The sequence below is a fragment of the Streptomyces sp. IMTB 2501 genome, from assembly GCF_001953885.1.
GTDB lineage: Bacteria > Actinomycetota > Actinomycetes > Streptomycetales > Streptomycetaceae > Streptomyces.
In genome coordinates this window covers 1-2,889 of record NZ_MQUS01000076.1, presented here as the reverse complement: position 1 = coordinate 2,889, position 2,889 = coordinate 1, and the positions used below count along the sequence as shown (strand labels likewise).

Below are 2,889 nucleotides of genomic sequence, written 5' to 3'. Positions count from 1 at the left end.
CACAGTGACCAGCACACACTCCGGAAGCGCGGCACCGGCATCCAGCGCCGCGGCCAGCGCCAGCACATCCGCATACCCCACGACACCGGACACACCAGCCCCGACCGCCACAGGATCCGCACCCAGCACCGCCACCGACCCCGGCCCCGCCGCCTGCACCACGGCAGCGGGGAACCACTCGACCGCGAACAGCCCATCGCTTCCGGGAGTGGTGTCGGTCAGCCGGGAGGGATCGGCCCGGCGCATCCGCATGGCGTCGGCCTGTACGACCGGTTCGCCGGCCGGGTCGACGGCGGTGATCCGCACCGTGTCTTCGGCGACGCGGCGCAGCACGACCTTCAAGGCGCTCGCACCCGTGGCGAGCAACGACACGCCACTCCACGAGAACGGCAGCCACACACCCTCCGCGGCAAACCCCTCATCGAACTGTTGAGCGTGCAACACCGCATCCAGCAAAGCCGGATGGATACCGAACCGACCGGCGTCCTCCCTCACCACATCGGGCAGCACCGCCTCCGCGTACACCTCACCATCGGCGCCGCGCCACACCGACCTCAAGCCCTGGAACGCGGGCCCATACCCATATCCGCGGTCCGCCAGCACGCCGTAGCTGTCCCCCACAGCGACCGGTGACGCACCCTCCGGCGGCCATACCCGCAGCCGCTCGATCTCCGCGTCTCCATCGCCCGATCCAGCGCCCTGCGCCACGACCCTGGCCTGTGCATGGCGAGTCCAGACCTCACCCGGCGCGCCCTGCGGACGCGCATACACGCCCACACCGCGGCCGCCATCGTCCTCCGCCGCATCGACCACGACCTGCAGTTCCATCGCCCCTTGCGCCGGAACCACCAAGGGCGACTGCACCACGAGCTCCTGCAGCCGGCCACAACCGACCTCGTCGCCCGCCCGGATCACCAGGTCCACGAACGCCGTACCGGGCAGCAGAACGGTGCCGGCCACGGTGTGGTCGGCGAGCCAGGGCTGGGTGGCCAGGGACAGTCGTCCGGAGAGGACGAGTGTGCCGGCGGAGGCGACGTCGAGTGAGGCGGCGAGCAGGCCGTGTTCCACCGTGCCCAGCCCCACCCCGGCCAGGTTCCCGTCACCGCGCGCACGACGATCCAGCCAGTAGCGGGTCCGGTCGAAGGCGTACGTCGGCAGTTCCACGCGCGCATCACCGACCGGCAGAAGATCCGCCCAGGCCACATCCAGACCCGCCGCCCATGCGTGAGCAGCGCTCATGATGAACCGGCGCGGGCCCCCTTCGCCCCGGCGGAGTGTGCCCGTGACCGCGACCGGCGTACCGGTCGTGGTGGAGGCGTCGACGGTCTCATTGATCCCGACCGTCAGCACCGGATGGGCACTAGCCTCGATGAACACGGTGAATCCGTCATCCAGCAACGCCTTGGTGGCATCCTCGAACCTCACCGGATTGGACAGGTTCTCCAGCCAGTACCCGGCGTTCATCACCGAGCCGTCGATGACCTTCCCGGTGACCGTGGAATACAGGGGGATCCGACCCTCCCTGGGGGTGATCCCGTCCAAGGCGGCGAGTATGCGGTCACCGATCGCCTCCACTTGCGGAGTGTGCGAGGCGTAGTCCACCGGTATCCGGCGCGCCCTGACCCCCGCTTCCGCACACGAGGCCAGGAACATCTCGGCCGCCTCCACCTCCCCGGCGACCACCGTGGACGACGGACCGTTGACCGCGGCCACGCACAACCGGCCCTCCCACGGCCCAAGGCGCTCGGTGACAGCGTCGACGCCGGCGGCGACCGAGAGCATCGCCCCCTGCCCGGCCAACTCCACCAAGGCAGCCGAACGCGCCACCACTACCCGCACCGCGTCCGCCACCGACAGCACCCCGGCAACACAGGCGGCGGCGATCTCCCCCTGGGAATGCCCGACCACAGCCTGCGGCCGCACACCCACCGACTCCCACAGCCGGGCCAAGCCGACCATCACGGTGAACATGACCGGCTGGACGACATCCACCCGCTCCAGAGACGGCGCCGAGTCGACACCGGTCAGCACGTCCACGACCGACCAGCCCGCCAGCTCTTCCACCACCGCCGAGCACTCCCGAACAGCCGCGGCGAACGCCGGCGAGGCCTCCAGCAGCTCCGCCCCCATCCCTGCCCACTGCCAGCCCTGCCCGGGGAAGACCAGCACCGGCCGCGCCGTACCCGACGCCACTCCGGACACCGCACCGCCGACCGGTTCCCCGGCTTCGGCGAAGGTCTGAAGTCCGGCGAGCAGTTCGTCGTGGTCCTCTCCGAGAACCACCAAGCGGTGTCCCAGCCCGCACCGGGTCGTCAGCGCCCGCCCGACGGCTGCCAGGTCGCCCCCGGGACCCTGCGCCTCGGCAAAGTCCCGCAGCCGCGCGGCCTGCGCCCGAAGCCCCCCGGCACTGCCGGCGGAGACCACCCACGGCACCGGCGACCCCGACACCACCGGGACGCAAAACTCCCCCGGCTGCCCGCCCTCATCCGCCGACTCGGGCTCCAGGGCAGGCGCCTCCTCAACGATCACGTGCGCGTTCGTACCACTGGCACCGAACGAGGACACACCGGCCCGCCGCACCCGCTCACCCCGCGGCCAGGCCACCGGCTCCGTCAGCAACCCCACCGCACCCGCCGACCAGTCCACCAACGGCGACGGCTCCTCCACATGCAACGTCCGCGGCAGCTCCTCCCGCCGCAACGCCATCACCATCTTGATCACACCACCGACACCGGCAGCCGCCACCGAATGCCCGATATTCGACTTCAGCGACCCCAGCCACAACGGCCTGTCCGCCGGACGGTCCTGCCCATACACCGCGATCAGCGCCTGCGCCTCGATCGGGTCACCCAGCTTCGTACCCGTACCATGCGCCTCCACCGCATCCAC

At 71.0% G+C, this 2,889-nt stretch carries 1 protein-coding gene; it reads right to left on the bottom strand.

Features of this window, described 5'->3' with window-relative positions:
• Positions 1-2,889 (bottom strand): type I polyketide synthase (locus AV521_RS46115; RefSeq protein ID WP_143658782.1); only part of this gene is annotated, 2,889 nt, incomplete at both ends.